Genomic DNA, 2,649 nt, shown 5'->3' on the forward strand with positions numbered 1-2,649 from the left:
TGGGTGATGATCATCACGGCGCCCGGATAGGCACGCAGATGCTCTTCCAGCCACGCCGTGGTCTCGGCGTCGAGATGGTTGGTCGGTTCGTCGAGCAGCAGAAGGTCGGGCTGGCGCAGCAGAAGCTGGCAAAGTGCGACGCGGCGGCGTTCGCCGCCCGAAAGCTTGGTGACTTCCGAATCCTTGGGCGGGCAGCCCAGCGCTTCCATCGCCATCTCGACCTGCTGTTCGAGATCCCAAAGGTTGAGCCGGTCCATTTCGTCCTGGAGCTTGGCCGACTCGTCGGCCGTCTCGTCGGAATAGTTCATCATCAATTCGTTATAGCGTTCGATGACGGCAGTCTTGGCGGCGACACCTTCCATGATATTTTCGAACACGGTCTTGTCCGGATCGAGCGCAGGCTCCTGCGCCAGGTAGCCGACAGTGGCGCCTTCGGCCAGCCAGGCTTCGCCGTTCCACTCCTTGTCGAGCCCGGCCATGATCTTGAGGATCGTCGACTTGCCCGAACCGTTGGGGCCGAGGATGCCGATCTTGGCGTCGGGATAGAAGGAGAGATGGACATTCTCGAGCACCTTCTTGGTGCCATAGGCCTTGTTGAGGCCGGCCATGTGATAGATGAACTGGCGTGCCACGCGCGCTTTCCCTGAAAAACTGACTGGCCCAGAAAACTGACTGGATCTGTCGAATTGAGTGGAGGTTGGCCGCTATGTAGGCGATGCGGCGGCGAACGGCAATCGCTTTTGCCATATCTGCCCGGTCACACGCGGAAGTGTCCGCCAATCGCCGAAGTTTTCCACCAGCACGAAGCGTGCTGAAATCTCCGGTTAACTCTTCGGCGTCAAAACAGGATCGGAGTGGAATCGCTCGCTATTCGCGATTTCGAGAAAGAGATCGGGTCGACGGCATTGCTGAACAGTTTCCTGCTCCTTGCCGAAGCGGTCGTCTACTTCAGCGTCATGGTGACGCTTTTCCGCTTCAGACGGCGTATCGGCCTCGGCGTATTCGTCTGCGCGCTCGGTGTCATGCACTTCCTCGAGACCTATCTCGCCAGCGTCTTTTACGTCGCTCTGCCGTTCGGCATGGTCTCGCCTGGCTCGGCGGTGCTGTTTTCCGGCAAGCTGGTCATGCTTTTGCTGCTCTATATGAAGGAGGACGCTGCAACCGTGCGTCAGCCGATCTACGGCCTGCTGCTCGGCAATGCGCTGATGATCGGGCTGGTGCTGCTGCTGCGCCTGCACGTCATCGCGGCACTTCCCGACGGCAGGCTTCCAGACATCGGCTTCATCGACCAGATGGGTTGGCTGATGGTGTGGGGCACGACGCTGCTGTTCGTCGATGCCATCCTGATCATCCTGCTCTACGAAAAGCTTGGTCGGTATCTTCGCAAGGCGCCGTTCGCGCGCATCCTGATTTCGGTCGCTTGCGTGCGGACCTTCGACCAGGCCGGTTTTTTCACCGCCCTGCATTTCGTTGCCGGCGCGCCGATAGCCGTCTTTTTCGGCGGCTGGTTCGCCAAGATGGCGGCGGCGGTGACCTTCAGCACCATGCTCGTTGCCTATCTCAAATGGTTTGAGGAGCGCCAGGTCACTGCGCCGCGCGGATTGACCGATATCTTCGATACGTTGACCTATCGCGAACGCTACGAGGCGCTGGTCGAACATGTCGGCCGTGACGGGCTGACCGGCCTGCTGCACCGCGGGCGCTTCGACGCCGACGGTGAAGCCGCCGTCCAGGTCAGCCTGCGCACCGCCAGGCCGCTCAGCCTGCTGATCATCGATGTCGATCATTTCAAATCGATCAACGACCGTTTCGGCCATGCCGAAGGCGACAAGGTGTTGAAGGCCGTTGCCGCGCTGCTGCGCGAGGTCGCCAGTCCCGAGGACCAGGTGTTCCGCATCGGCGGTGAGGAATTCGCCATACTCAGTTCTTGTCCGCACTCGGTCGCCAGGCTGCTTGGCGAAAGCATTCGCCATGCGATCAAGGCTTCAGCGGCCACCAGTCGATTCGAGTTCACCGTCAGCACCGGCGTTTCCAGCGTCAGCGAAACCACGCGCTGCCTAGCCGACCTGTTCGCGCTTGCCGACCAGCGTCTCTACAAGGCGAAGTCGACCGGCCGCGACCGCGTCGTCGGCGAGCCGGGCGGCCACGAAGCCGACACGGCCGCTGCATGGACAAAGTCCGCGCGGATTTAGTTCGTTACGACTTCCTCTGCCGTCGAATGCCCGTCACGGTTGAAACCGCCATCAGCGCGATCGCCAGCCATTTCAGCGCCGTGATAATCGGCCCGGCCTCGATATCGTAGGCAATGAACAGCAGGATGCCCGGCACCAGCAGGCCGCATAGGATCATCATGATGCGGTTGATCTGCCACGAGACTTTCGACGCCAACGCCTCGTCGCCGGGCGCGGAAACAAGTGCTGCTCGCATCGTCTTGCCGCCGACCAGCATGGCCGAAAGACGCATCGAGATCGGCAGGCCGAGCCCGATGATCAAGAAAGCGCAAGCGGCCAGCAGCGAGGAGAATTTCAACGCGCTGGTGTCCGCCGGCACCGGAAACAGCAACGTCGCCAGCGGCAGGAAGGCGCCGAAAATGCCGATCGCCGCGATAATGATGAAGATCACCGCATTGACGATCGTGAACAGCTGGTA

At 61.0% G+C, this 2,649-nt stretch carries 3 protein-coding genes; 1 reads left to right on the forward strand and 2 read right to left on the reverse strand.

The genetic code is table 11. From position 1 onward, the window contains the following. On the reverse strand, positions 1–632 hold a 632-nt coding region (locus EN906_RS30175), incomplete at its 3' end, for an ATP-binding cassette domain-containing protein (RefSeq protein ID WP_127375602.1). Positions 633–905: 273 nt separating this feature from the next. Between EN906_RS30175 and EN906_RS30180 the strand changes: the two genes are divergently transcribed. Further along, entirely contained in the window at positions 906–2,192 is a 1,287-nt protein-coding gene (locus EN906_RS30180) for a GGDEF domain-containing protein (protein ID WP_127271547.1), read from the forward strand. A 4-nt stretch (positions 2,193–2,196) separates the two neighbouring features. Here the strand turns inward: EN906_RS30180 and EN906_RS37515 are convergent. Further along, positions 2,197–2,649, reverse strand: a 453-nt coding sequence (locus tag EN906_RS37515) for a hypothetical protein (RefSeq protein ID WP_164777473.1), incomplete at its 5' end; no start/stop codon positions are given.

It is taken from the genome of Mesorhizobium sp. M7A.F.Ca.CA.004.06.1.1 (assembly GCF_003999135.1).
Taxonomy (GTDB): Bacteria; Pseudomonadota; Alphaproteobacteria; order Rhizobiales; family Rhizobiaceae; genus Mesorhizobium.